The organism is Segatella salivae F0493 (assembly GCF_000477535.1).
In the GTDB taxonomy this organism is placed as follows: domain Bacteria; phylum Bacteroidota; class Bacteroidia; order Bacteroidales; family Bacteroidaceae; genus Prevotella; species Prevotella salivae.
Genome location: NZ_AWGW01000030.1, coordinates 196,879 through 223,012, shown reverse-complemented (window position 1 = coordinate 223,012; position 26,134 = coordinate 196,879). Strand labels below are relative to the sequence as shown.

Here is a 26,134-nt window from a genome sequence, read left to right as displayed (position 1 = left end):
ACTCGATGAAATCGCCTATTTTGTTTTTCTATCTCTATCGTTTATAAATGGCTATTATATCTTTACATAACTTCAAACCAAATACATAACTTTGTCACAAACCTTTATTTTCATCATCTTTCTTTAATACCTTTAACATCTTGTGTGTTTAATCTTTTAGTGAACTCATTGAAGTTCAGATAAATTATATACCTTTGCATGACAAATATAAACTGATGTAATGATGAAAAAGATTATTCTTCTATCATGTATGGTATTGGCATCTGTTTGCTGTATGGCACAGAATGCAAAAGAAGCATTAAAAGTTTTGGATAAAACTGCAGCCATTGTAGGACGTAATGGTGGTGCTTATGCCGGATTCTCCATTAGTGGGAGTAAACTTGGCGCTACCAGTGGAACGATTGCAATAAAAGGAAATAAGTTCTATGCACATACTCCCCAAGCTACTGTTTGGTTCAACGGAAAGACCCAATGGGCCTACATGAAGGCAACAAACGAGGTGAATGTTACTACACCCAACGAGGCAAAGCAAGCACAAATGAACCCTTATAAGTTTATAACTCTATACAAATCAGGGTATAATTTGACTTCAAAGAAACAAGGAAATGCTTATCAGATCCACATGGTTGCCCAAGATAAGAAACGCAGTATACAAGAACTTTATATCACGATTGGAAAGAATTATATCCCTTCACAAGTTAAAATGCGTCAAGGAACTAATTGGACTACCATTAATATCACTAATTTTAAGGCAAAGAATCAAAGTGATGCAGTGTTTACTTTCAACGCAAAAGAATTTCCGAAAGCCGAAGTCATCGACTTAAGATAAAGCATTTTAGTTCCATTTCTATCGTTTATTGATGAGAAAAAAACGTTTACTTCTCGGCTTCTTTGTATTATGTTTGTTGGTTATAGCATGGTTTGTCTATCGTCTATGGCCTACAGACACGACACAGGCAAAGCGTGCTCTTGTGCAAGTTCAACATCAACGCTACTATCAACTCAGCGATACGAAAGGCAATAAGCTCTTTTTTTCATCACTAAATTCTGATAGCTTACTTGAAGGAGCAGCATGGAATGAGAGGGATGTAAGGCCCAGTAAGTGGATTACCGATGGCTTTTGGGTGAATAAAACATGGCTATATCCTTCATGTAATGGTGAAATTGTAACTGTAGTTTCTGATAGTTCGCATGTGATGGCAAACAAATTAGAGGGTATTCTACTTGTTTCAAACCAATTAAATAAAAGCAAGCGACAACTCAATAGTCTAAAACATCAACAAAACGAATTACGTTATTATCTGCGTGTACATGGAGTCCAAGATATGGGATATAACATTGTAGCTGGCTATGCAAATGATATTCATTTACAATGTGACACCTTAAACAAGGTGATTGCCCTACTCCAATTAATGAAGAAAAGTCAGAAGGTAAGATTATTACGTAAAGATATCTTTACCGTTAGTTATAAAAACGCTGAAGGAAAGGTTGAGAAGACGCATTGTAATGTGATTCGTGAAGATGCCAACCATAAGATTTTGATTCTCAAAACGAAAGATTCGAGGTTTCCATCCAATGCGTATGCGACGACAATAGTTCCGTGGAATATTGACGACATGAATGAAAGTATGGCTGTAACGACACGATTCCATCAGCCATGTGCTATTGAATTTGCACATCCAGGAAGTATGATTTTTGTGTCAACTTACATGCATAAAGGGAGATTTGCAGGCATAAAACTATCAGACGGCTATTATAATAGCAGACAAATAGATAAACTTATTCATTTAGAAGAAAAGAATTGAAAAGGATAACACACATATTTTTTATATGCATTTCTATCATTTGTTGTGTCTCATGTGGAGAAATGACAAAGGATAATCATTTGAACTATGGTATTGTTCGTAAAGATGGATTAGTTTATCAGGGTTGTTTGGTGCATGGAAAACGCCAAGGTGATGGGAGAATGTGTGATTCTATCGGGAACATATATATAGGAACATGGAAAAATGACACGCTTATTCGTGGCACACGTATAGATACTTTAGGCAATCGATACACAGGAAAGTTCAATTCAAACCTACAGCCTCATGGGTATGGTACATACCAATCAAGAGATGGAGGCTTTTATGAAGGCAACTGGAGTAATGGACAACGTAATGGCTTTGGTATCGGATTGGCTGCTCATAGTGAACTAAAAGTGGGCGAATGGCATCATAATCATTATCGAGGGGAATGCCTTAATTATACTAATGAGCGTGTTTATGGTATAGATATCGCTAAATATCAGCATATCGATGGAAAGAAAAGATATGCTATTCAGTGGAAGAAGTTAAGAATTATTGGCTTGGGAAAGCTTAGCAAAAAGAAGGTTATTGGACGTGTTAACTATCCCATTAGCTTTATTTATATAAAGAGTACTGAAGGGAAAAGCTTGCTTAATCCTTATTATAAGAAAGACTATCAAAGTGCTAAGGCCGCTGGTTATAAAGTTGGTACATATCATTTCTTTACTACTTTGACACCAGCTGCACTACAAGCACATTACTTTCTGGAGCACTCTTACGTAAAAACAGGAGATTTTCCGCCTGTATTAGATGTAGAACCTACGCATGCTCAGATTATGAGAATGGGGGGAACTAAAGAACTTTTCAGTGCTATTAGAACCTGGTTGCATATTGTTGAGCGTGCAACAGGTCGCAGACCGGTTCTATATATCAGTCAGATTTTCGTAAATCGCTACCTTCCTGAGGCTCCAGATATCAAGAGAAATTATCATATTTGGATATCTCGTTATGGAGAATATAAGCCTGGTGTGAAACTTATCTATTGGCAATTGTCTCTTGATGGTAGCGTAAAAGGTATTCATGGTAAAGTAGATATCAATGTGTTTAATGGCTATCAAGACGAGTTTGAGCGTTTCTGTAGTCATCATTAAATATTAAACCACACAAGTCTTAGACTGATAACATTTACCAACAACTTATAAATATTACCGTGTATGCTTTGCCTGCATAACACTTTATAGTATTAGTTTTCAAGACAACTCTCTCCTATTCTCTACTATCAACCTGCAACACATGAACACTTCAGCCACAGGTCGAATCATACTAACTGGCAGATAAGACGTAGAGAACAGAGTAAACAAGTTGTGTGAACAATACATAGATGATAAAAAGCGGTGATAGTTGTCGATTTCCTTCACACAACATGTCAAATAATTCAGCTTTTGTGTTGCATCTTCCTGATAAATATGCATAAGTGATAGACGTCACACAGACAACTAAAGAGAGGTAAGGTATAATGCTATTCGCAAGACTTCCGGAGCAAATATCACCATCAATACTCAATAAAACAGCATGAGGTATCAACGTAAGTAAAAGGATGATGGCCACAAAAACAACTATTTCAAAGACAACAAAACGTATGGCGACTCGCTGACGAAAGTCTAATGGGTGTTTAAGTTCTAAGATACCACATGATGAAAGACAACCATAAGCTATTACAGCTACTATCAACCATGCAGTAAGGGGAGTTGCTATGTTACTTGAAAATTGACCGAAAAACCAACGAATACCTTCACTACTCAATAATGAATGTACTGATAAATCAGGCAATGCAGCTGAAAGCAACCATGACAATAGTATTATCATGAGCTGAACCACTACGAGTATAATTATGAAGACGCCCAGGTGACGTTGTAATTGTTTATTCTTCATCAGGTTTTAGATTGTCAATATCCAAAATACGAAGTTCAATTGCCCTCACTACCAAGCGTGTTGCATTGATTCCAACGCCTCCATTACCATTGGGAAACAGCTTTTGAATAAGTTCGTTTTGACGCTTTTCTAAGCTCTTTACACCAAAAGGCATGCCACGAAGATTAGTGATTTGCTCTTTCGTATAACCTAAAGCAAGATGTCGGAGGAAACGTTCATCGTATTCATCTATCTCATAATTGACAAGTGCTTCCTGTCTCATGAGCTGATTGTTAACGCTTTCTTCAAATCTCGAAACTATCTTTTCAAGAATCGGTTGATTAAAAACAAGGCGCTTACCATCCATTACACTCGACACATCCCCACGTGTAAGAAGTTCTCCACTCTTAAGAATGATACCATCACAACCTGCATCCAACACATCTACCCAAAGCTTTTCGTTCAGTATTTCGCCAGTAAAGATGAGTACTTTAATATTGGGATGCAATGCTTTTGTGTGCCGACATATCTCTACTCCAACAGTAGTGCTGCCACCAAGTCCAAGATCAAGTAATACAAGATCTGGTAGATTAGCCTTTAATAGTTTCCAATAGGCTGCCTCATTTTCAGCAGTTCCTATGATTTCTGCTTCTGGAATGTCATTCCGAATGATTCCTTCTGTCCCTTTTAATTCCAAAGGAACATCTTCAACAATGATGATTTTAAAGTTCTTCATAAGTCTCATTTTATATTTAATTGTCGTGGAAGAGTTATCTCTATCAATGTACCTTGGCTACCATTCAATTGACTTGCCGAGATACCGCAGCCTCGAAGATTAGTTGTTTCCCCAATCTCTCGCACGATTTGTCGACACACCATATAATGTATATCAATAGATAATGGAGTGAACAACACGGCACATTGTGCGTCAGTTAGATGCAAAGAAGGTAACTCTAAGCATATCATTGCGTATAATTTATCCTTATCTTTCACTGTCCTTTGTATGTTGGATTCTCCACTTATCTTCTTTATAAGCTCAAAAAGATAGTTAACCAATCGTGAGTTTACCTTAAGATTATTATCCAACTGGACCATAGCCTGCTCACTAAGTAAAGCATAAAGTTGCTTATAATAAAGTGCGACCTCGCGTATTGCATTGAGATCCTTCTTATCTTCATCAACTAATTGGCGAATACGTGAAGGGTAATACATCGTCTCATGCTTTAATGTTGAGAGGCAATTATCAAGTACATTATTACTAACATGAAGCTTTTGATTTTCATATATGATGCGATGTAGTTCATCATTCGCTAATTCTAAATTTGTCGTCAGCTTACTATCATCTTCTATTTTGTCTGAAAGAGCAATACGAATCTTCGACACAACATCATTCAACTTGTTGGTCGTTGACTTCAATAAAACACTTGTTTGCGCCCAGATTTCGTTAATTTGACTCAGTTTTTCATGGGAAGATATGTTAGACAACAATACAGAATTTATCATATTTACACGGTCAACAGCGAGTCGATAATATAGACGATAACGATAATATAGGAAATAATAGGCTGGGAAAATAGATATTAAAAGCAATACAAGAAGTATAATAGCAACGTTCTTATTATTCTCTGAACGTTGCATTACACGCACATATTCTCCCAAACTATTATCAGCTGAGGTCTCACGGAATAGTAATGTGTAAACACGATTATTGTAATGATACGCATCCCACTCGTGCAATGCAAGATTAGCAACAGCAGTTTCATTGCGAATATCAAGGATAACATTATAATCAAAGCGTAGATGTTTGTGATACCAAGATATCTCTGGTGGGATAACATCGGTCTCTATATAACGCAATGTGTCATTACTATCGTGTAGTTTCAATGTTCGATAGTACTTGTTTAGATAGGTTCTGCAACTGTCTGCATAGTCTAATGTACGATGATATTGCCCATTTAAGTTACAAAAATAAGCGCTATCGGCAAACGAAGCAGCCTTTTTAAGCAGGAAAGGAGATGAGAAAGCAGACAATGATATACTTGACATAAATAGACAAAGTAATAGTCGAACTGTTCCTTTGGGTAAGCGGAAAGTAAAGCGACTGCCTTTTCCAAGCTCGCTTTCTGCTTTAATAAAGCAAATTGAGAATATCGAACTAATCTTCTTGTACTTATCAATGATACCCTTACAATTCATTAATCCAAAGCCATGCGACTTCTCGTCAGCAATAGAATCACTTTCTTTTAAAGATTCATCTACAATAGTTTTATGGTCAAACAAATGAGAAACCTGCTTCTCTGACATTCCAAGTCCATTATCTTCTATGACAATATCTACTGTATTTTCCGTAGAACGACTATAGATTTTCACACATCCACCTTGCTGAGTATACTTCCTTGCATTATCAGCAAGCGTGTTAATCATAAACAAAGTCAGGGTTTTATCAGCTTTAACTACATCTTTTGTCGGGCTGACTTTCAAAGAAATGCCTTTCAACTTGAAGCTCATGTACCCCTTAGCTACGATATTAAACAAATCTTGTAGGGCGAAACTTTCCACTCGAATGCTAAGTTGTCCCTGACGAAGTTGAATCCATTGGGTCAAGACATTATTGTATTCACTTATCTGATCAGTGAGTTCGCTGATATAAGCATACCTCTCTTCTCGTACCTTTTCAGTCTCATGACGTTTTCTCAAACAATTAATTTCATGTATAATACGGTCAATCAGTGGAGTAATGCTATTGACAAGAGCTATCTTTGCGCGTTGTTCAATGTTTCTTCTCAAGTTATCTGAGAGATGCAAATTCTCCATTTTAATCAGCTCATCGACCTGCTCGAAATCTTCTTCTCGCTTTAATCGAATAACTCTTTCACGCTCTTGCCATTCATTTAATGGTGCAATGAGCCGCTTCATTGAGAACTTTTTATCACTTCTTACACGCATTCTATCAAATATAATCAATAGAATTACGACTATAACAATCATGAAGACAACGGCTCCAATCATATAGTTCAGCGTGGAAGCAGACTTATTTAATTGATCAGCACGAGCCTCAAGTTGACGATCTTGGCGTGTTTTCTCCTGCATATCTAAATAGATATTGCGATTAAAATCACTTTGCATCTTGTTGTCAATGGCTGAATAAACCAATGACATTTGTTCGCGAATAGACGCTACAAGAGCTGGTGCTTGGTTGATAACTGTATCTCGAAACAAAGCATCATTAAGGCAAATGCTCGCCGAATGATAATCATGAATATGCCAATAGCATTGTGCCAACGTTCTATATGCACCCGCAATCTGATACACATCACCATACTTGACAAAGATGTTTAATGCTCTTTGTGCAAGATTTCCCGCCAAAAGAGAGTCTGGCATGTGGTCAATGTTCAAGTACTTCATTGCTGGTAGGTTATCTGCTATCAGCATATTGCGTTGCTTCGTATCTTGAAGATGCTCACTAATTGCCTGCATTGAGTTTGCCTCCCAATAGGGATAGTTATGCTGACGGGACAATAAATAGCTCTTCATTAGATAGTCAAATTCTTTTTGAATGATTTCTTTCCCTGTTCCAGAAGATATCATTCCTCCTGAGCCTATATTGTAATAATAAGACAACAGCTGTGCCGTATCCTGCTGAATTGCGCCATAAGGGTCTATGTTATTAAGTGCTTCAATGGCCTGTTTACGTAGACCTATATAATAAAAATAGGTTGAATTGACTATATCAAACTCAGACTTAGCATAAGTAAGTCGCTTTTGTTGACGAATGGTTAGCGTTGATTGTTCTTCTTTTATACGACGAAGTCGATGAATAGCACTCTCTCGGTAAATGTAGAAGTCTTTGTTTCGAGATTGTCGTTGGCAAAGACGCATAAACTGAACATCGGCAACAAGTAATTCAATTTGATTGTCTGTAGTCTTTAATGTGGTGTTCAATAGTTTATAAGCATTGTCATAATGCATCCTGACAATACTCACAAAAGCAAGATTATTCAATGCTTCTGCATGCCCATTATCATAATTTTGGCTAAGATTCAGTGCCTTTTCTGCATAGTGTTTCGTTGAATCTAAGTTACGATAATGATAAGAATAGGATATATCATTCAGCCTGTCAACCTGAGTTTTATGCTCTGATTGACAAGCTGAAAGTAAGAATATTCCCACTATTAAAAATGGGAAAAGCTCTTTTATTGATTTAATTCTATGAGCGAGCGCTAACAATATAGCCTAATGCTTCTATACATTTATCTGTGATATACTGCCAATTCTTAGCAGCGATAACATCTTTTGGGAACAATTTTGACCCCATACCAACACAGAGAACGCCTGCCTTTATCCACGCACTAAGGTTCTCTTGATCGGGAGAGACTGCTCCTGTAACCATTAGATTGCTCCATCTCAAGGGGCTTAATACGTTCTTTACAAACGATGGACCGCCCACATTACCAGCAGGAAAGACTTTTGTCACATCACAACCAGCCGCTTGTGCATTACTGATTTCACTAACACTACCGCATCCTGGAGCATAAGGCACTAAACGCCTATTGCAAACTGGTGCTATTTCGGGATTGAAATTAGGACCTACAATGAAGTTAGCCCCCAACTGAAGATATAGAGATGCTGTCGGCGCATCAACCACCGTACCTACTCCAAGAATAAGTTCGGGACAGTCTTTTGCAGCCCATTTTATTAATTCACCAAACAACTCATGGGCAAAATCGCCACGATTGGTGAACTCAAACACACGCACTCCACCTTTGTAACAGGCGCTAATAACTTGTTTGCAAACTTCTAAATCTTCATGATAGAACACAGGAACCATTCCCGTTTCTTTCATTGCTGTTATCACTTGGACTTTATTAAATCTTGCCATAATATCGAATAGTATTATCGTTGAACACGACCATTGGCATTACCTTTGGCTAAACTTTCTACTTCAGAAGTTGAAACGAGATTGAAATCACCAGGAATTGTATGCTTTAATGCACTTGCTGCAACAGCAAACTCTAAAGCTTTAGTCTGGTCTTTATATGACAATAATCCATGAATCAAACCTGCAGAGAACGAGTCTCCACCTCCAACTCTGTCTATTATTGGATTAATATCATAGTGTTTGCTTTCATAGAATGTTTTACCATCATAGATAAGAGCCTTCCAACCATTATGAGAAGCAGAATAACTCTCACGTAATGTTGAAACAACATACTTGAAACCAAACTCCTTCATCATGCCTTTGAAGATCTCATAATAACCTTCAGCATCGGTTTTTCCACCCTCAACGTCTGCATCAGGCTTATAACCAAGACACATATTTGCATCTTCTTCATTGCCTATACAAACGTCAACATATTGCATTAAGGGGCGCATCACAGAGATAGCCTTCTCTGATGTCCAAAGCTTTTTACGGAAATTAAGATCAACCGAAACAGTAACACCATGGCGTTTTGCAGCTTCACAAGCAACACGCACAATCTCGGCAGCTTTATCACTGATAGCTGGTGTGATACCACTCCAATGAAACCAATCGGCATCTTCCATGATTTTATCAAAGTCAAAATCAGAAATATCAGCCTCGGCAATAGCAGTATGTGCCCTGTCATAAATGACTTTAGATGGGCGCATGCTGGCCCCTGTCTCGGCATAATATAGTCCTACCCTATCACCGCCACGCGAAATATACTCTGTTTTGACGCCATATCTCCTCAAAGCATTTACAGCTATCTGACCTATCTCATGAGAAGGAAGCTTTGAAACAAAACAAGCTGTGTGACCATAATTAGCAAGACTCACAGCAACATTGGCCTCTCCACCCCCTGGAAAGATTTGGAAAGACTCACTCTGAACAAAGCGATAGTTCCCTGTAGGAGACAAACGAAGCATAATTTCGCCTAATGTTACAATTTTACCCATTTTACTTTAGATTGTTTTTTTTGATTATAGATTAAGTGTTTTGTTTATCATCGCAAAAATAGTAATTATTTATGAATTTGGAAAATAAAACAAAAAGAAAATGATTATGAACGCAATTGTTATACCATAAAAGAGATATTATCATGCTTTTTAATGATACATAAATTCAAATCATTTATATCTTATGATATTGATACAACAAAGTTAATAACTAATTGTATGTCAACTATTTATTAATTCCTATATTAATAAAAACTAAAATGTATCATTTTACACAACCAAACCTATCATATAAGCATTTAAAATCAGTCATTTCATGAGACTAAATGCATCATTTTACAACGGAAACAAATATAGAAAACAAATGAATTAAAAAGTAATAAGAGAATGATAAGAAATACTTCGAAATAAACTTGATATACAATCATGGCATGGAAAATATATTTGTAACATATCATAAAGGTAAAAGCAAACCTTAACACCTTATTATATATACATAGCTTTAATCCTATCTGCAACAAATAATGCCTTTTTGTAGGAATTGATAAAAAACAAAGAAAAATATAATTTTATTTTCTTGTCTAATTCGTTGGAAAATAGTAACTTTGCAGGCGTTTAGCAAAAATAGCACAATTAAAATAGTTGAATGAAGAATGACAAATTGAAAAATCAGTACCGTATTAACGAACAAATACGTGTACGCGAAGTACGCATCGTAGGAGAAGATGGCTCTGAAGTTGTACCTACACGCAAAGCGTTAGACATGGCACGTCAGAACGGCGTAGATCTTGTAGAGATTTCACCCAATGCTCAGCCTCCGGTTTGTCGTCTTATCGACTATTCTAAATTCCTTTATCAGCAGAAGAAGCATCAAAAAGAGATGAAACAGAAGCAGGTGAAGGTTGAAGTTAAAGAGATTCGCTTTGGACCTCAGACAGATGAACATGATTATCAATTCAAATTGAAGCATGCTCGTGAGTTCCTCAACGAAGGCAATAAGGTTCGTGCTTATGTATTCTTCCGTGGACGCTCTATCCTATTCAAGGAGCAAGGAGAAGTTTTATTACTTCGTTTTGCCAATGACTTGGAGGAGTTTGGAAAGGTTGAACAGATGCCTAAGTTAGAGGGAAAGAAAATGTTTCTCTATCTTGCACCGAAGAAAGTTGGTGTCGTAAAGAAGAGTCAACAAAAGGTAGACAGAGAAAAAAGAGAGGCAGAAGCCAAAGCGGTTGAACAGAACCAAAAGAATGAACAGGCTGAGAACAATGGCCTATTCGCCAATGCAAAGAACGGAGAAGACGTTCTAAGCAAGCTTAAAAAAGAAAGTTCTGTAGAATAATTAAAAGAAGTGCGTAACGCCGGGTATATGCGTTGCCACAATAAATAACAATTAAAAATTAAAAAAAATAGCCAAAAGTAAAGACAAATTCCGGTGCAAAGAAGAGATTCACATTCACCGGTTCAGGTAAGGTTAAAAGACATCATGCTTACCACAGTCACATTCTGACTAAGAAGACAAAGAAGCAAAAGAGAAACCTTGTTCATCAAACACTGGTTGATCAGAGTAATATGAAACAGGTACGTGACTTACTCCGCCTTCGTTAATTAACTTTTTAGTGGAACATTTAAAGACAGAAAATTATGCCAAGATCAGTAAATCATGTTGCTTCTAAAGCAAAAAGAACAAGAATTCTGAAGCTCACTAAAGGTTATTATGGAGCAAGAAAGAATGTTTGGACGGTAGCAAAGAATACCTGGGAAAAAGGTCTCACCTATGCATATCGTGATCGTCGTAATAAGAAACGCAATTTCCGTGCATTGTGGATTCAGCGTATTAATGCTGCTGCTCGACTCGAAAACATGAGCTATTCAACTTTGATGGGTGCCCTTCATAAAGCAGGTATAGAGATTAACCGTAAGGTTCTTGCTGACCTCGCAGTTAATAATCCTGAAGCATTCAAGGCTATTGTTGACAAAGTAAAATAAGCTTTTAGATTAAAAATAGCATATAAAAGAGAGTGAATTACAATAATAGTAGTTCACTCTTTTTTCATTTTACAATATTTATTTTAGCAAGTGGTAATATCTTTCAATACATATTCAATCCTAAAAAGCCTACCATAGACTACCCTACTATTGAAAAACTATGCAAAACATTTTCTTTCTTATTTTTTTTCTTATTTTTGTAACTCTTACATTTAATAAGAAATGAAAATAAAAAATACATTATTATATATATGCATTGTGTGTGTGTTACCCACAATATCTGTTGATGCGCAAAACCATCAGAAAGTAAAGGTAAAAGCACCAAAGACGCAACGTTTGGGTATTAAACACAGCATGAACAATGCTTTGTTTACAGAGATGTTGCCATCAACAGCGAAAATACTATTCGTTGATAGTGTTATTGTAGACAAACAAGACTTCTTCAAGCATATTCCTCTTGATAAAGTATCGGGACAATTTACAAAAACCTCAAGTTTTATTCCAGGAGTAGATGAGCCAAACATGGTAACTTTCTTAAATGGTTTACAAGATAAGGCATATGTCTCCAAGGGAGATTCAACACAATCAACAATCTTTTATACTGATAAGATTGGTGGAAAGTGGATAAAACCTACACGAATCGCTGCAATTGATGATACTTATTTGCAAGCAAACTACCCTTTCATGATGCAGGATGGAGTGACACTTTATTTTGCAGCAAAAGGCAATCATAGCATTGGTGGTTATGACTTGTTTATAACAAGATACAATAGTGAGCAACATAGCTTCTACAATCCAGAGAACATAGGCTTGCCTTATAACTCCCCATCAAACGATTATTTACTGGCAATTGATGAGGTACATGAGTTAGGTTGGTTGGTAACCGATCGAAGAATGCCAGAAGGAAAGGTTTGTATTTACACCTTTATTCCAACTAAACAGCGGCTTTCCTATGAGAAAGATAATCTTACAGCTAAACAGCTTGAGGCTCAAGCACAAATAACTTCAATTGCTTCTACATGGAAGAATGGGAATCGCGAACTTGCACTAAAACGCTTAAATGATCTTATTTCAACTCATAAGACTATGAGAAAGGAGAAAACTCGCCTCCATTTTTTTGTGAATGATGAAGTTGAATTGAATGATATTACAGAGTTTAAGCCAGAGAATCAGTCAAGAATCTCTAATTTACTAAAACTCAAAACACAAGTAAAGCAACAAGAAACGGAGTTAGAGAATCTCAGAGAACGTTATAGAAATTCTTCTCAAACAAGTAAGAAAGAACTCTCAAAATCAATTATAAACGGAGAGAAACAGCTGTATGATATGCAACAGAAAGCTTCAAACTTAGAAAAAGAGATACGTAATATAGAAAACCTTAAATAAAAACGAATATGAAAGAAAAGAAATATTTTGCACCATCAGAACTCATTATAAATGAAGATGGAAGTGTTTTTCATTTACATCTTAAAACAGAACAATTAGCAGACAAAGTAATTTTAGTTGGTGATCCTGAACGTGTAGCCTTGGTTGCAAGCCATTTTGAAGCGAAGGAATACGAAGTTCAGAGTCGTGAATTCCATACAATTACAGGAACATATAAAGGGAAACGCATCACTGTTCAAAGTACAGGAATTGGTTGTGACAATATTGACATCGTGTTAAATGAGTTAGATGCTTTAGCAAATATAGACTTCACAACACGTACAGAGAAAGAAACACATAGAACACTATCCCTTGTTCGCATCGGAACCTGTGGTGGTTTGCAGCCCAATACACCTGCGGGAACCTATATTGCCAGTGTTAAGAGTATTGGATTTGATGGCCTATTAAACTTTTATGCAGGTCGAAATGAAGTGTGTGATCTTCAATTTGAAGAAGCTTTCAAACAACATATGCAATGGAATCCCTTATTGTGTTCACCATATGTTATTGATGGTGATAAAGAGTTAATCGACAGAATTGCGCAAGATGATATGGTAAGAGGGGTTACGATTGCCTGTGGCGGATTCTTCGGTCCACAAGGACGAGAACTTCGTGTGCCATTAGCCGACCCAAAACAAAATGAGAAAGTAGAATGTTTTGAATACAAAGGACTACGCATTACGAATTTTGAGATGGAGAGCTCTGCACTCGCCGGCCTATCAGCGCTTATGGGACATAAGGCTATGACATGTTGCATGGTTATAGCAAATCGCTTAGCAAAAGAGGCAAATACAGGCTATAAGAATACAATTGACAAACTGATTGAAAAAGTTTTAGAACGGATTTAATGGAAAATCATGCTATCTGCGCATTGGCAACTGCTACGGGAGGTGCTATTGGTATTGTGAGAGTAAGTGGAGAAAAAGCTATAGAAATCACAGATCGCATATTTAAGAGTACGCGACTTAAAACCTTGTGTGATGCAAAAGGAAACTCATTGCACTATGGTGAGGTGCATGATAAAGAAGGGAATGTGATTGATGAGGTTCTTGTTAGCATTTTTCGGTCTCCTCACAGCTATACAGGTGAAGATTGTACAGAAATATCTTGTCATGGTTCTGCATTTATTTTAGGCCAGGTAATAAAGGCTCTTATTGACTCTGGGTGTCGACAAGCAGAACCAGGAGAGTTCACAAAACGTGCCTATCTAAATGGTAAGATGGATTTGAGTCAGGCCGAAGCCGTGGCCGATTTAATTGCGTCATCGAATAAAGCCTCCCACCAACTTGCACTCAATCAGTTAAAAGGACACTTTAGTAGTGAGCTATCACAACTTCGAGAACAACTATTAAAGATAACATCACTATTAGAACTTGAGTTAGATTTCTCTGATCATGAGGAACTTGAGTTTGCCGACAGAGGGGAACTTGAGGCACTTGCTGAGAAGATTCAACATCGAATATCTGACCTTATTCTATCTTTTGAAACAGGAAACGCATTAAAAAAGGGAATTCCTGTAGCCATTATTGGCAAAACAAATGTAGGAAAGAGCACACTTCTCAATTGTTTGTTACATGAAGATAAGGCTATTGTAAGCAACATTCATGGTACAACACGAGATATCATTGAAGATACTACAGAAATAAATGGAATCACTTTTCGATTTATTGATACTGCAGGGATTCGTAAAACAGAAGATTATGTTGAACAATTAGGCATTGAAAAAGCCTTCAAGAAAATTGATGAAGCGTCTATTATATTATGGACTATAGATCAAATACCTACGACAGATGATATTAATGAGATGCAACGACTAACTGAAGGTAAAAAACTTCTCATGGTATTTAATAAGATGGATTGCCTTTCTCAACAACAAGCCGATAACCATTTGCCTTTCCGTGTAATTTATATATCTGCAAAATACAAAGAACATATTAACGAATTAGAAGCTGCAATATATGAATCTGCAGATATTCCAACAATTAGAGAGAACAGCGTTATTGTGACCAATGCACGCCATTATGAAGCTTTGGCGCGAGCAAAAGAAAGCATTCAGCGTGTTATTGATGGAATCCAACTTGGGTTAAGTGGAGATTTGATTAGTGAAGATCTTCGTCTTTGCCTTGAACAATTAGGCGAAATAACTGGTGGACAGATAACGACGAACGAGGTACTTGGAAATATTTTCAAACATTTTTGCATCGGGAAATAAGTCGATTTAAGGATATCTATTTAAATATAAGACAGATATAACCAATGCGAGAATACAAAGTAGATTTCATTAAAATAAGTATCAGAATATAAATCAGGAATTTCGCATTAATTTTATTGATTTTATCTATTATTAAATATAGCTGTAATATCGTTATAAATCAGTGATAAATGTCAAGCTATTAATATAAAAGATATGGAAAGATAGTCAAAAAATAAGAACTTGCTGTATAGCAATAAGTATTTTAATATTTATAAAAACAATTATAAACAAAATATTATAAGTAAGTGAACAAAATTAATTTACACAAAATAAATATATGTAATTTCCGTTCTACTTTGAGTTATGGGAAAACCAAAAGTATTGGGGTTAGCCGAGACAGAGCGTCTGGCACTCGATAGAGGATTTCGCTTTGGCGAGAAACATTGTTTCCGTATGCGTTGTCGTGCAGTATTACTGAAGTCGGAAGGTCTGTCATCAGTAGCCATAGGTGCGCAAACGGAAATGAGCCATGTAAGCGTAAACGCTTGGGTAAAGCGTTTCAAGTCGGAAGGCATAGAGGGGTTGAAGACTCGTTCCGGACGGGGTCGGAAACCTATTATGGACTGTTCAGACGAAGAGGCGGTACGCCGTGCAATAGAGCAAGACAGGCAGAGTGTGAGCAAAGCCAGAGCAGCATGGGAGCAATCCTCAGGCAAAGAGGTAAGCGACGCAACGTTCAAACGTTTTTTATCAGCATTGGCGCAAGATATAAGCGAATAAGAAAACGCCCAAGGGGAGTCCTCTCGCCGCAACTCTATGAATACAAGGTCGAGAAGTTGCAAGAACTTGAGAGACAAGCGTATGAAGGACGCATCAGGCTCTATTATGCTGACGAAAGCCACACTTGCACAGAAGGATATGTCCCTTACGGCTGGCAACTGCGAGGGGAAGATGTTTACATCCCCTCCCAAAGAGTGGCACGTCTCAATATTTTTGGAATGATAGATAGAGACAACCGCTACAAGGGTTTCACAACATCCGAGAAAATGACAGCAGACAAAATTGTCAGTTTCCTTGATGAAATCTCGTTCAATCTGAAGATGGATACATTTGTCGTCCTCGACAATGCTTCTGTCCATCGAAACAAGAAAATCAGGGAACTTCGTCCTATATGGGAACAAAGGGGACTCTTCCTTTTCTATCTGCCACCATACTCGCCACAGTTGAACATTGCCGAGACACTGTGGCGCATACTCAAAGGCAAGTGGATGAGACCACAGGATTATATAACTTCTGACATGCTGTTCTATACAACCAATAGAGCTTTGGCGGATATAGGAAAAGGATTGCGTATAAACTTCTCTAAACATGTCGCTTAATTTTGAACAGTTACTTAACTATAATATTCTATACACTAATGATAAAGATTTTATTCACCATGATATTTTGGTCTCTCTCATTACCTACGCAATGTGAGGAACATGACTTGCAAACATTATTACGTAAACTCGATAAGATCATAGCACTATCAAACAAAATAAGCTATAAGCAGAAAATATCCGTAGAAAAATCACTTAAAAGATTTGATGAGGCTGTGAATGATACGCTTAAATATAAGTATTGTTTGGAGCTATTTTCTCAATATAAGAAGTATAACCTTGACTCAATGTATTTCTATGCTAAGAAAGGATACTTACTTGCTAAAAAAATAGGTGATAGGGAGAAGATACAGGGGGCAATGTTAGATGTTGCAGATGCCTATAAAAAGCTTGCCAGGTATGATGAATCCTTAGATATTTTACAAAACATGGACAAAAACTATATTCGTACACATGGCAAACAATATTACAATATGCTTCATGGAATTTATTTCTCTTTACTGAAAGAGGGAAGGAGCAGCGAAGAACAAAGATTTTACCGCCTTATACAGCGCCGGTATAGAGATTCTATGTCTGTCTATGAGATTCCAAATACGATGATGGCTGTATGCAATCAAAGTATGATTTTACGTTTAGATGGGCAGTATAATCAAGCAATAAACTTGTTTCGCAGTTATGAAAAAAAGTTTCCTGATAGCATTTGGAATAATGCTTCTGCATGTGCTGTAGCTTCTGATTTGTATGCTTCTGCAGGATATAAAGATAAGAGCATGCTGTTTTTGGTAGAGGCTTCAATCCTTGATAAATTATCGGGTAATAAGAGTTATACAGCGCTTCAAGACCTTTCCAAAATGCTTTATGAATATGGCGATGTGGACCATGCTTACCGCTATATGATGGTTTGCATGAACGACATCATGCAGAGTAAGGCAAAGAGTAGGCTGACAAATGTTGCAGGTTTGCTTCCAATTATTACGGCTGCTCATGATAAAGTAGTTGAGGAAAAGCGCACTACGTTTATCATTTACATTGTGACTCTTATTTTTTTTCTTTTGATATTGGTGGTCATGGTACTGCTCATTTCAAAGCGAAATCGGCGATTAACGATGTTACGGAAGGAGTTGGAGCAGAAAAACATCAAGCTACAAGAGAATGATACCTTTATTGAGGCAAAGAATAAAGAACTTGCATCGCTAAATCATCAATTACAGGAAGAAAACAATATCAAGGAAGAGTATATTGCTCAACTGTTTAATATTTGTTCGATATATATTAATGATTTGGAAAACTATCGTCTTAGTTTACTCACAAAAATGAAAACGCATAAGACAAAGGAGTTACTTACAACCTTGGAATCTCCTGTAGCATCAAAATATAAAAGAGATCTTTATCGTCTTTTCGATACCATATTCTTAAAGCTGTTTCCTAATTTTATTTCCGACTTTAACAGTCTTATCACTGATGGGACAGTCTTTTTACCAAAGGAAGGTGAAATCCTTTCGCCTGAGTTGAGGATTTACGCACTGGTTCGTTTAGGAATAACTGATAGTGTCCGTATATCTTCATTTCTTGGCTATTCCAAACAAACGGTATACAACTATCGCCAAAAGGTGCGTTCCCATATAGGTATTTCTCGTGACGAATTGATTGAAAAGGTAAAACTTTTATAGTAATAATACTTACCTAAAACTTACTTTTCTTTTGTCTTTAAAACTTGTAAGTTATTGATTATCAATAATAATATAACTCTAATGCACTTACTTTATTTGAATATTGCTTGACTGTGAATAGATTTTAATGTAATTTTGCCTCAACGATAGACAATCTAATCTCTGTAACCTAATAATGAAAGAGAATACTACTAATATTAAATCTATGATGAAGAGAAAATCAAATTGTATTTGGCAAAGTGGATATTTGTTCCATTTGCTATGTATGGCAGGATTGCTCATTACTCCTACATGTGCAGTTGCCTTGGGGTATGTACATGGTAACCTACCCTCTGTGCGTGCTGCTGTCCAGGATGGCAAGAAAATCAATGGGAAAGTCTCAGATGCCAACGGTGAGCCTCTCATTGGTGCTACGGTAATGGTTAAAGGAAGTACTATTGCTACTGTTACAGACATGGATGGTAATTTCCAATTGGATGTTCCTAATGGTGCAACACTCGTAATTTCTTATGTAGGTTATAATCAACAGGAGTTCAAGGTAGGCAGTCAGCGTAGCTATAACTTCAAACTGGACGAAGATAGTAATACGCTGAACGAACTTGTAGTGATTGGTTATGGTCAGGTGAAAAAGAAAGACCTTACGGGTTCTGTAACGGCAATCAATCGCGACGACCTTAATAAAGGTGTGCAGAATACAGCTCAAGAGGCCCTTGTGGGTAAGATTGCTGGCGTGAATGTTATCACAAATTCGGGTGCCCCCGGAGCAGGTTCTACTATCAGAATACGTAGTGGTGCTTCACTTTCTGCAAGCAACGATCCATTGATTGTTATTGATGGCGTTCCTGTTGATAATTCAACGATTGAGGGTGGAGGCAATGTTTTGGGTGGTATCAACCCTAATGATATAGAAACATTCACGGTATTGAAAGATGCTTCAGCTACGGCTATCTATGGTTCACGGGCTTCGAATGGTGTAATTGTGATTACTACCAAGAAGGGAAGTGAAGGCGGTATAAAGGTGAATTATAACGGAAATGTCTCTGTGGGTGTTATTGCCAAGCGTCTTACTCCACTGACTGCTGACGAGTTTCGTAGTTTTGTGCCAACAGTAACTGGTGTACCTGCTGGTGTTTCATTTGGTACTGCAAATACTGATTGGCAAGATGAAATCTTCCGTACGGCTATTGGTACAGAGCAAAATGTTTCACTTTCAGGCAATGCGATGAAAAAGACTCCGTATCGTGTTTCTGTAGGTTATACAAACCAGAGTGGTATCATCAGAACCAATCACTATAGCCGTTATACGTTTGATGGTGGTATTAATCCTACATTCTTTGATAATCATCTCACCGTTGGTTTGAAGCTGAAGGCTTCGTATGAAGATAATGCAATGGTAAGTGGCGATGTTGTAAATAATGCATTGCGGTATGACCCAACGCGTCCGGTTATGACTGGAGCAAGAGGTAGCAACACTCCTGGATTGGGATATTTTATTTGGATGAATGGCAGTTCTCCAATGGCTATTCAGACTGATAATCCTGTGGCCCAACTTGAACTTCAGAAGTTCAACAATAAGCTATCCCGTGCGATTGGTAATGCAACGGTGAATTATAAAGTGCATGGTTTTGAAGACTTGCAGTTGAATGCAAACCTTGGTTTTGATATTCTTAAAAGCATTTATACCAAGGATGTCCCAGATAAAGCAGGAATGATGTACACCTCAAACATGAAAGATGGTACAGGCTTAGATTATGATGGCACGCAGAATAAGCGCAACACGCTTTTAGACCTCTATGCCAATTATCGGCATGTATTTGATAAGAAGCATGATTTCAGTGCAATGGTAGGTTATGGTTGGCAGCATTTCTGGAAGAACTACAATGATACCACACTTTCACCTTCAGGCAAAGAACTTTTCTCCCCATCGCATTATGAGTCAGAATATTACTTGCTTTCTTTATATGGTCGTGTCAATTACACCTATGATGAAAAGTATATGTTAACAGCCACCTTACGTTCTGATGCATCATCACGTTTCGCCAAAGGTAATCGTTGGGGCTATTTCCCATCTGTTGCATTGGCATGGCGTGTGGGCAGTGAGGATTTTCTCAAGGACAACCGTGTCTTGAGTAATTTGAAATTGCGTCTGAGTTATGGTGAAACTGGTCAGCAGGATATCCTCAATGACTATCCTTATATGACCACCTTTACAATTTCTTATCCTGAGGCAAGCTATCGTTTTGGAGACAAATGGTATCGCACTTATCGTCCGAATGCTTATGATACGGATATCAAGTGGGAAACAACAGCAACTTGGAATGTAGGTTTTGACTATGGTTTCTTGGATAACCGAATCTATGGAACTGTTGATTTGTATAAGCGTCATACAACAGACCTTTTGAATACTATCAATGTGATTTCAGGAACTAATTTCTCTTCTATTCTCACTACGAATATTGGTGAGATGAACAATAAAGGTATAGAGTTTTCTATCAATGCACAACCTATCCGTACTAAAGATTTTACTTGGGATTTAGGGCTGAACTACACATGGAATACTTCTAAGATTACAAAACTGAATACCATCGATTCTGAGTCTAACTTTGTTCAAACTGGCTCAATTTCAGGCACAGGTAAATATGTTCAAGTATTCATGGTGAACAAGCGTCCATATACTTTCTATCTTGCCAAGCAGGCATACGACAGCAATGGAAAACCTTTAGAGGGGAAATATGTACAGCCCGATGGCTCAATATCCTCTACAGAGACTCGCTATGCTACTAATAAGAGTGCACTTCCTAAGGCATATTTAGGCTTTAATACTCATGTGAACTATAAGAACTGGTATTTGGGTTTGAATGCTCATGGTGCTTTCGGAGCTTATGTTTATAACTATATTCGTGCTGACCAATATTTGCAGCAAGTGTATAGTGATCAAGGAAGCTTCTCTAACATTCTTCCTTCTACTCGGAATTTGGGCTTTGATGTACAGCAGCTCTATTCAGATTACTTCCTTGAAAAAGGTGATTTCTTCCGTTTAGACAACATTACGCTGGGATATACCTTTAAGAAACTATGGAACGATAAGTCTGATCTCCGTTTGGCTTTTGCCATACAGAATGTCTGTACGATTACAGGCTATAAGGGCATCGATCCCGAGTTGGCAAGTGGTATTGATCGTGATGTCTATCCGCGTCCACGCACCTATTCTTTGTCTGTGAATCTGAACTTTTAATTCAACCAAGAATATATAACTATGAATAAGAATAAAATCATCGCAGTCATATCAATCCTATTTTGTTTAGGATTTACATCATGTTTCAACGACCTTAACACCATGCCACTTGATGATAACCAGATTGTTAGCGAAAAAGTCTATAGCACAACAGACGGATATGCTGGTATGCTTGCAAAGTGTTACGGCTCAATGATTCTAACTGGTCAGAAAGGTGGCGATGGAGGAGATGGCGATTTGCAAGGTGCAAACGAAGGCTATTCTGGGTATGTCCGTCTGTTGTTCTATCTTCAGGAACTGAACACCGACAATTTCCTCATGCCTTCTTCTTCCAATGGGCTTCGCAAAATGCTCAATCTTTCATGGAATGCTTCCAATGCTCCAGTAGTCACCTGGACCTATCAGCGCCTATACATGAGTATTGCCTATTGCAATGAAGTGTTACGTGAATGCACGGAGGATAAGCTGAAAAAACGTGGACTCTGGGATAAAATGTCTGGTGAATATGCAAGTTATCGCGCTGAAGCACGTTTCATTCGAGCTTACTGCTATGTAACCTTATGCGACCTTTTTGGTAATGTTCCTTATATTGATGAGAACACGGGTGTTAAAGAAATCCCTGTACAATGGAAAAGAAAACAAATCTTTGAATTTGCTGAAAGTGAACTGAAGGCCATTAATGCCGATTTGAAGGCACCACACAGGAATGAATACGGCAGGGTTGATCAGGTAGCTGCATGGTTCTTACTATCAAGAATGTACCTCAATGCGCAGACATGGATAGGCGATAATCGTTATACAGATGCTCTTACCTATGCCAAGAAAGTTATCAATGAAGGTGGTTATCCATTGGCTTCTGACTATCGTCACATCTTCCTTGCTGATAATGAAAAATGTTCTGAAATCATCTGGCCTCTTTGTCAGGACGGACAGAAAGCCCAGGGTTCTGCAGGAACAAACTTCTATGTGAAAGCTTTTGTAAATGGTCCAATGAACGAACTCTATAAGACAGGTGTCGGTTCACGTGGTTGGGGAAATGTGCGTGCTAAAGCAACCCTTGTAGATGCGTTTGATGCAGATGATGTTTTGTTTGACAAGGCTGATGTGTGGGGCAATCAGAAAAAGGATAAGCGTGCACAGTTCATGACAGCACTCCCTAATCAAAAGAAGGAAACCTATGATAACAAGGGTGCTATGACAAGCACATTCACCTGTGGTTATGGTTACATAAAATGGCGCAATGTTACTAAGGAAAATCAGATCCCGGCACAAGGTGAAGCCTATACCTCTATCAACTTTCCTATGTTCCGTACCGGCGAGGCTTATCTCATTGCTGCTGAAGCTATCCTGCGTGGTGCACAAGGTGGTTCAATAACAGATGCCCTCAACTATGTGAACGAGATTCGTGAGCGTGCCTATATGAGCGGTCAATATGCAAAGTTAGGTATTCGTTCTGATGTAAGTGGTGCTATTACAGCTTCACAGCTTACGCTTGATTTCATTCTTGCAGAACGTCAGCGAGAATTGGCTTCGGAACTTGTACGTCGTACAGACCTCATCCGATTCGGAAAGTTTACAAAAGGAAAGAACTGGGATTGGAAAGCAGCTCAACAGCAAGGTGCTGATGTTGATGATAAATACCTCTTATTCCCAATACCTGAAACCGAACTCACCAACAATCCAACTTTGAAACAGAATGAAAATTATTAAAATATACCTGCTTATCATGCTTCTCCTGCCCCTTGGTGGGGCTTGGGCTCAAACTTCTTTCGAAGAGATTGATGCCAACCCTGCCAAGGCGGGAGGAGTTTACCTGGTTTATCCTGTAGAGGAATATCAGCAAACTCCTGCTCCCAAAGGCTATCAGCCTTTTTATATCAGTCACTATGGCCGACATGGTTCTCGTTTTCTCTTGGGCGACAGGGACTATAAATGGATTATAGACTTGCTCAAGGATGCACAGGCGCAGCAGGCATTGACCGACTTGGGACGTGACTTGCTTACTAAACTCGAAGAACTGTGGCCCGTGGTAGAGGGCAGAGGCGGTGATCTAACTTCGGTAGGCGAGCGTCAGCATCGTGGAATTGCACATCGAATGTATGTCCACTATCCTGAAGTTTTTCAAAAAGCGAAGATGGTTTCAGCAAGATCTACTATGTCCCTGCGATGTGCAATGAGTATGGCAGCCTTCTGTGATGAACTCAAAGGATTATCACCAGGACTTGATATGCATCTCGAAGCCAGTGAGAAATATGTGAGATATTTGAACTGGCAGTCGAATGCATCTAATGCTTTTGCCGATGAGAAGCATGGTCCATGGGTAGAAGAATATCGTAAGTTTTCACTTGCTCAAACACACCCTGAACGTATGTGTCAATCGCTTTTTTGCGATAGCAACTACGTGTTGAAAAAAGTAAATCCAAGTGAATTTATGTGGGGACTCTATTGGATAGTTGTTGATATGCAGGATATTGATACAACGATTCAATTGCCACAAGTACTGACAAATCGTGAGTTGTTCGACCTGTGGCAGGTCATCAACTATAAGTTTTATGTTGATGGTGCTAACCATGCAGATGGCAAAGGTGCTTGTCCGGGCAAAGCAGCCCCTTTGGTGAAGAATATAATAGAAAGTGCAGATGAGGCTATTGATAGTAACAACATTGCAGCCACTTTGCGATTCGGTCATGATGGCAACATCATTCCATTGCTTGCATTCATCAAGCTTGAGCACTTTGATGTCAGTGTTAGTAACCCTTATGAAGTTTATAAGGTGTGGAGCGATTTCAAAGCTGTACCCATGGCAGGTAATATTCAGTTTATTTTCTATAAGAATAAAAAGAATGATGTTTTGGTAAAAGTTCTCCATAACGAAAGAGAGGCACATCTTGCATTACCCTCAGATATCTTTCCTTTTTACCATTGGAAAGATCTCCGTAACTATCTTCAATCACTCTTATGATTATTTCTGTTACTTATAATTAAATAATTAAGTTGTTTAATTATAAGTAACTCTATTAAAAATATTACCATACACACTCGTCTGTGGCCACCTTCAATAGTGTTAAACATAGATTACTTTACATTCTCGCGTACTATTGTTTGATAACTGACATTCTTGTATTCATTTTAATTTTTTGAGTATAGAAATCAAACACTCCTGATTCCATTAAAAAGAAGATCAATGAAATAGAAGAGACTATATAGTAAAACAAACAAAAGTGTAAAATCACTTGCAATGTAAAGACATTATATCTATTTTTGCAAAATAAATAATAGTAATAACTGGCAAAAGAAGATACGATGGAGAAGCAAAAAGATAAAGGCTAATACAAAAGTTATAAAATAACTACATAGGGTCAGTTTCGAGGATTACATGATGGCTGTTTTAACGTTTTCTTCCAGATAAGAATAGTCACGAAAATTAAATAAAAAAAAGAAATGAGAAAGAAACTATTTTTTCTATTATTATTAATTTGTATTGCAAATTCTTTGCCTGCAAAAAATAGGCGAAAAACTTCTTTTTGTCAAGTTTTGATTCCTAAGGACATTGCGACACAACTTGATGAGAGTTATGGTAAAGAATTTGTTAATGCAAGTGCAAATGTGTGCAATTTACTTAATAACAAGGAAAAATATTTAGTAAATGGAGTATATGCTATTAAAGGACAAGGCCCACATTTCCCCCGAAAAATATTTATTTATCGTAACAAAGAGATTTTCTTTTTTCAAAATATTGGCGCATTTAATCCAGACGGAGTTATTAAAGAGTTCTCTATATTTTTATCCAAGAACAAATTAACAAACAATGAGATCATCATGTATCTAAGAGCAATATATGAATATCTAAAAGATGAAAATGGTATGGAGTATGGAAGCGAAATAAAGAAAGATAAATAGAAGGGGTTGAATTAAGAAAGTTCAATATGAGTGGTGTAACAAGAAAAACACTCTACTCGGAGTATATTAAACGTTATCCACAAGGGGGGTATTCCTATTGTAGTTTCAATCGTTTCTTGCGCACCTATATGGCCTCCCATAAATTACTTTTTAAAGGTTTTGGCATTTCCGCGCTCGGCGAAAGTCATTTCCCGAGCGGTTTGGCATTTCCGCGCTTGGCGAAAGTCGTTTCCCGAATGGTTTGGAGTTTCCACGCATGGCGAAAGTTATTTCCCGAATGGTTTGGAGTTTCCGCGCATGGCGAAAGTCGTTTCCCGAATGGTTTGGAGTTTCCGCGCATGGCGAAAGTTATTTCCCGAATGGTTTGGAATTAGTTGTTGCAAAAATATGGAAATTAACGGTTCTGCGTAATGGGCATGTAGTCTGCTGGGACATTATTATAGCGTACCCCACACTTATGTGGAAAAGAAAGAATCTATGAAAGAAAAGAAAAACAAAAGAAAGTGAGAAATCACTTGCTATGTAAAGATATTATATCTGTTTTTGCAAAATAAATAATAGTAATAACTGGCAAAAGAAGAACGATTGAGAAGTCAAAAAAAATGAACGCTAATAACAAAAGTTATAAAATGACTACATAGGGTCAGTTTTAACTTTTTTACAAAAGTAGTAAAAATGCTAAGAAAACACATTTTTTTAAAAAAACTATTTTTCTTGTTATAAACAATAGT

21 protein-coding genes and 1 pseudogene are annotated in these 26,134 nt (G+C 37.6%); 17 read left to right on the top strand and 5 right to left on the bottom strand.

All coding sequences use genetic code 11. The annotated features are described in order from the left end of the window. Nucleotides 1-220: 220 nt before the first annotated feature. The 3 genes from HMPREF9145_RS11565 to HMPREF9145_RS11555 all read left to right on the top strand — a co-directional run bounded on the left by HMPREF9145_RS11565 (nt 221) and on the right by HMPREF9145_RS11555 (nt 2,938). Nucleotides 221-829 carry a LolA-like putative outer membrane lipoprotein chaperone gene (locus HMPREF9145_RS11565; RefSeq protein ID WP_021826471.1) on the top strand — a complete coding sequence of 203 codons (609 nt, stop codon included), beginning with the start codon at nt 221-223 and terminating at the stop codon, nt 827-829. Between the two features lie 31 nt (nt 830-860). Beyond that, nucleotides 861-1,805 carry a hypothetical protein gene (locus tag HMPREF9145_RS11560; RefSeq protein WP_021826516.1) on the top strand — a complete coding sequence of 315 codons (945 nt, stop codon included), beginning with the start codon at nt 861-863 and terminating at the stop codon, nt 1,803-1,805. A 62-nt stretch (nt 1,806-1,867) separates the two neighbouring features. Continuing rightward, on the top strand, nt 1,868-2,938 hold the full coding sequence (locus tag HMPREF9145_RS11555; protein ID WP_021826551.1) for a GH25 family lysozyme: 1,071 nt from the start codon (nt 1,868-1,870) through the stop codon (nt 2,936-2,938). A 172-nt stretch (nt 2,939-3,110) separates the two neighbouring features. Here the strand turns inward: HMPREF9145_RS11555 and HMPREF9145_RS11550 are convergent, their stop codons facing one another. The 5 genes from HMPREF9145_RS11550 to HMPREF9145_RS11530 are packed head-to-tail and all read right to left on the bottom strand — an operon-like array spanning nt 3,111 to nt 9,614. Then, a complete protein-coding gene (locus HMPREF9145_RS11550; RefSeq protein WP_021826500.1) occupies nt 3,111-3,719 on the bottom strand; it encodes an AbgT family transporter in 609 nt (202 codons plus the stop codon). Beyond that, the gene (locus HMPREF9145_RS11545) at nt 3,709-4,434 is read right to left on the bottom strand and encodes a DUF5932 domain-containing protein (RefSeq protein WP_021826557.1); all 726 of its coding nucleotides are present in this window, start codon (nt 4,432-4,434) and stop codon (nt 3,709-3,711) included. The genes HMPREF9145_RS11550 and HMPREF9145_RS11545 overlap by 11 nt, the downstream gene beginning before the upstream one ends. Nucleotides 4,435-4,439: 5 nt before the next feature. Then, nucleotides 4,440-7,868 (bottom strand): sensor histidine kinase, encoded by a 3,429-nt coding sequence (locus HMPREF9145_RS11540; RefSeq protein WP_231369801.1) that lies wholly within the window; start codon nt 7,866-7,868, stop codon nt 4,440-4,442. A 37-nt stretch (nt 7,869-7,905) separates the two neighbouring features. Continuing rightward, nucleotides 7,906-8,577, bottom strand: a complete 672-nt coding sequence (locus tag HMPREF9145_RS11535; RefSeq protein WP_007133647.1) for a bifunctional 4-hydroxy-2-oxoglutarate aldolase/2-dehydro-3-deoxy-phosphogluconate aldolase — start codon at nt 8,575-8,577, stop codon at nt 7,906-7,908. A 14-nt stretch (nt 8,578-8,591) separates the two neighbouring features. Then, the gene (locus HMPREF9145_RS11530; RefSeq protein WP_021826542.1) at nt 8,592-9,614 is read right to left on the bottom strand and encodes a sugar kinase; all 1,023 of its coding nucleotides are present in this window, start codon (nt 9,612-9,614) and stop codon (nt 8,592-8,594) included. 646 nt (nt 9,615-10,260) lie between these two features. Between HMPREF9145_RS11530 and infC the strand changes: the two genes are divergently transcribed. The 14 genes and pseudogenes from infC (at nt 10,261) to HMPREF9145_RS11465 (ending at nt 25,777) form a co-directional block, all read left to right on the top strand. Then, nucleotides 10,261-10,953 carry a translation initiation factor IF-3 gene (infC, locus tag HMPREF9145_RS11525; protein ID WP_007133650.1) on the top strand — a complete coding sequence of 231 codons (693 nt, stop codon included), beginning with the start codon at nt 10,261-10,263 and terminating at the stop codon, nt 10,951-10,953. Nucleotides 10,954-11,024: 71 nt separating this feature from the next. Continuing rightward, a pseudogene (gene rpmI / locus HMPREF9145_RS13260) lies at nt 11,025-11,219 on the top strand (50S ribosomal protein L35); the annotation flags it as partial. Between the two features lie 36 nt (nt 11,220-11,255). After that, nucleotides 11,256-11,600 carry a 50S ribosomal protein L20 gene (gene rplT, locus HMPREF9145_RS11520; RefSeq protein ID WP_004380007.1) on the top strand — a complete coding sequence of 115 codons (345 nt, stop codon included), beginning with the start codon at nt 11,256-11,258 and terminating at the stop codon, nt 11,598-11,600. Between the two features lie 222 nt (nt 11,601-11,822). Then, nucleotides 11,823-12,986, top strand: a complete 1,164-nt coding sequence (locus tag HMPREF9145_RS11515; protein ID WP_036907610.1) for a hypothetical protein — start codon at nt 11,823-11,825, stop codon at nt 12,984-12,986. Between the two features lie 8 nt (nt 12,987-12,994). After that, the gene (locus HMPREF9145_RS11510) at nt 12,995-13,873 is read left to right on the top strand and encodes a nucleoside phosphorylase (RefSeq protein WP_021826462.1); all 879 of its coding nucleotides are present in this window, start codon (nt 12,995-12,997) and stop codon (nt 13,871-13,873) included. Continuing rightward, nucleotides 13,873-15,237: a tRNA uridine-5-carboxymethylaminomethyl(34) synthesis GTPase MnmE gene (mnmE, locus tag HMPREF9145_RS11505; protein WP_021826517.1), complete on the top strand. Its 1,365-nt coding sequence runs from the start codon at nt 13,873-13,875 to the stop codon at nt 15,235-15,237. Before HMPREF9145_RS11510 ends, mnmE begins: the two co-directional genes overlap by 1 nt. 345 nt (nt 15,238-15,582) lie before the next feature. Beyond that, nucleotides 15,583-15,999 carry a helix-turn-helix domain-containing protein gene (locus tag HMPREF9145_RS11500; RefSeq protein WP_036907606.1) on the top strand — a complete coding sequence of 139 codons (417 nt, stop codon included), beginning with the start codon at nt 15,583-15,585 and terminating at the stop codon, nt 15,997-15,999. Continuing rightward, nucleotides 15,915-16,598: an IS630 family transposase gene (locus HMPREF9145_RS11495; protein ID WP_021826444.1), complete on the top strand. Its 684-nt coding sequence runs from the start codon at nt 15,915-15,917 to the stop codon at nt 16,596-16,598. Before HMPREF9145_RS11500 ends, HMPREF9145_RS11495 begins: the two co-directional genes overlap by 85 nt. Before the next feature lie 38 nt (nt 16,599-16,636). Continuing rightward, nucleotides 16,637-18,268 (top strand): DUF6377 domain-containing protein, encoded by a 1,632-nt coding sequence (locus HMPREF9145_RS11490; RefSeq protein WP_021826547.1) that lies wholly within the window; start codon nt 16,637-16,639, stop codon nt 18,266-18,268. Between the two features lie 205 nt (nt 18,269-18,473). Continuing rightward, nucleotides 18,474-21,503, top strand: a complete 3,030-nt coding sequence (locus HMPREF9145_RS11485; protein ID WP_231369800.1) for a SusC/RagA family TonB-linked outer membrane protein — start codon at nt 18,474-18,476, stop codon at nt 21,501-21,503. A 21-nt stretch (nt 21,504-21,524) separates the two neighbouring features. Continuing rightward, nucleotides 21,525-23,213 carry a RagB/SusD family nutrient uptake outer membrane protein gene (locus tag HMPREF9145_RS11480; RefSeq protein ID WP_036907599.1) on the top strand — a complete coding sequence of 563 codons (1,689 nt, stop codon included), beginning with the start codon at nt 21,525-21,527 and terminating at the stop codon, nt 23,211-23,213. Next, entirely contained in the window at nt 23,200-24,465 is a 1,266-nt protein-coding gene (locus HMPREF9145_RS11475) for a histidine-type phosphatase (protein WP_036907597.1), read from the top strand. The genes HMPREF9145_RS11480 and HMPREF9145_RS11475 overlap by 14 nt, the downstream gene beginning before the upstream one ends. Before the next feature lie 479 nt (nt 24,466-24,944). Next, complete coding sequence (locus HMPREF9145_RS11470) at nt 24,945-25,403, top strand: hypothetical protein (protein WP_036907594.1); 459 nt, start codon at nt 24,945-24,947, stop codon at nt 25,401-25,403. A gap of 26 nt (nt 25,404-25,429) precedes the next feature. Continuing rightward, on the top strand, nt 25,430-25,777 hold the full coding sequence (locus HMPREF9145_RS11465) for a hypothetical protein (RefSeq protein ID WP_021826418.1): 348 nt from the start codon (nt 25,430-25,432) through the stop codon (nt 25,775-25,777). The last annotated feature ends 357 nt before the right edge of the window (nt 25,778-26,134 follow it).

What these genes read in the sequence shown, in the direction of transcription:
- HMPREF9145_RS11565 (WP_021826471.1), top strand. Translation starts at nt 221, where the DNA reads ATGATGAAAAAGATTATTCTTCTATCATGTATGGTATTGGCATCTGTT.
- HMPREF9145_RS11560 (WP_021826516.1), top strand. Translation starts at nt 861, where the DNA reads ATGAGAAAAAAACGTTTACTTCTCGGCTTCTTTGTATTATGTTTGTTG.
- HMPREF9145_RS11555 (WP_021826551.1), top strand. Translation starts at nt 1,868, where the DNA reads ATGACAAAGGATAATCATTTGAACTATGGTATTGTTCGTAAAGATGGA.
- HMPREF9145_RS11550 (WP_021826500.1), bottom strand. Translation starts at nt 3,719, where the DNA reads ATGAAGAATAAACAATTACAACGTCACCTGGGCGTCTTCATAATTATA.
- HMPREF9145_RS11545 (WP_021826557.1), bottom strand. Translation starts at nt 4,434, where the DNA reads ATGAAGAACTTTAAAATCATCATTGTTGAAGATGTTCCTTTGGAATTA.
- HMPREF9145_RS11535 (WP_007133647.1), bottom strand. Translation starts at nt 8,577, where the DNA reads ATGGCAAGATTTAATAAAGTCCAAGTGATAACAGCAATGAAAGAAACG.
- HMPREF9145_RS11530 (WP_021826542.1), bottom strand. Translation starts at nt 9,614, where the DNA reads ATGGGTAAAATTGTAACATTAGGCGAAATTATGCTTCGTTTGTCTCCT.
- infC (WP_007133650.1), top strand. Translation starts at nt 10,261, where the DNA reads ATGAAGAATGACAAATTGAAAAATCAGTACCGTATTAACGAACAAATA.
- rplT (WP_004380007.1), top strand. Translation starts at nt 11,256, where the DNA reads ATGCCAAGATCAGTAAATCATGTTGCTTCTAAAGCAAAAAGAACAAGA.
- HMPREF9145_RS11515 (WP_036907610.1), top strand. Translation starts at nt 11,823, where the DNA reads ATGAAAATAAAAAATACATTATTATATATATGCATTGTGTGTGTGTTA.
- HMPREF9145_RS11510 (WP_021826462.1), top strand. Translation starts at nt 12,995, where the DNA reads ATGAAAGAAAAGAAATATTTTGCACCATCAGAACTCATTATAAATGAA.
- mnmE (WP_021826517.1), top strand. Translation starts at nt 13,873, where the DNA reads ATGGAAAATCATGCTATCTGCGCATTGGCAACTGCTACGGGAGGTGCT.
- HMPREF9145_RS11500 (WP_036907606.1), top strand. Translation starts at nt 15,583, where the DNA reads ATGGGAAAACCAAAAGTATTGGGGTTAGCCGAGACAGAGCGTCTGGCA.
- HMPREF9145_RS11495 (WP_021826444.1), top strand. Translation starts at nt 15,915, where the DNA reads ATGGGAGCAATCCTCAGGCAAAGAGGTAAGCGACGCAACGTTCAAACG.
- HMPREF9145_RS11490 (WP_021826547.1), top strand. Translation starts at nt 16,637, where the DNA reads ATGATAAAGATTTTATTCACCATGATATTTTGGTCTCTCTCATTACCT.
- HMPREF9145_RS11485 (WP_231369800.1), top strand. Translation starts at nt 18,474, where the DNA reads ATGATGAAGAGAAAATCAAATTGTATTTGGCAAAGTGGATATTTGTTC.
- HMPREF9145_RS11480 (WP_036907599.1), top strand. Translation starts at nt 21,525, where the DNA reads ATGAATAAGAATAAAATCATCGCAGTCATATCAATCCTATTTTGTTTA.
- HMPREF9145_RS11475 (WP_036907597.1), top strand. Translation starts at nt 23,200, where the DNA reads ATGAAAATTATTAAAATATACCTGCTTATCATGCTTCTCCTGCCCCTT.
- HMPREF9145_RS11470 (WP_036907594.1), top strand. Translation starts at nt 24,945, where the DNA reads ATGAGAAAGAAACTATTTTTTCTATTATTATTAATTTGTATTGCAAAT.
- HMPREF9145_RS11465 (WP_021826418.1), top strand. Translation starts at nt 25,430, where the DNA reads ATGAGTGGTGTAACAAGAAAAACACTCTACTCGGAGTATATTAAACGT.